This is a genomic window from Klebsiella sp. MS 92-3 (assembly GCF_000195655.1).
Classification (GTDB): Bacteria; Pseudomonadota; Gammaproteobacteria; order Enterobacterales; family Enterobacteriaceae; genus Klebsiella; species Klebsiella pneumoniae.
Genome location: NZ_GL882744.1, coordinates 1 through 567, shown reverse-complemented (window position 1 = coordinate 567; position 567 = coordinate 1). Strand labels below are relative to the sequence as shown.

General features: G+C 56.6%; 1 protein-coding gene. It reads left to right on the top strand.

From position 1 onward, the window contains the following. Positions 1-567: Mu transposase domain-containing protein (locus tag HMPREF9538_RS28740; protein ID WP_009484173.1), on the top strand; the 567-nt coding region annotated here is incomplete at both ends.

The window sequence follows — 567 nt, the reverse complement described above, 5'->3', positions numbered from 1 at the left end:
CCGGCCCGACCACGCAAACCTAAAGATAAACCAAAAGCAGAAAACGGCGTCCTCATCGTTGAACGATGGCTTCTTGCCCGCATCCGTAATGAAACCTTCCACACGCTCAGGGCGCTGAATGCGCGCCTTAGGGAGTTACTGACAGACATGAATAACCGGCCAATGAAGGGGTACGGCAATCAAACCCGTGCAGAACGCTTCCGCATACTGGATGCGCCAGCACTCTCTCCGCTGCCTCTGGCACCTTATGAATACACGGAATACAAAGCTGTGAAGGTTGGCCCTGACTACCACGTTGAATATGCCCGTCACTGGTACTCCGTTCCACACGAACTGGTCGGTCAGCGTCTGTCACTGAAGGCGGGGCAGTCGGTGGTACAGCTCTGGCACAAGGGGCAGTGTGTGGCGCAACATCCGCGCAGCACACATGAATATAAACACACAACCAATCCGCTTCACATGCCAGAGCGCCACCGGCAGCACGGGACATGGACACCGGAACGCCTGATCGAGCAGGGAAAACGTACGGGCCCGTCCACAGGCCGGGTGGTTGAATCCATGCTGAAG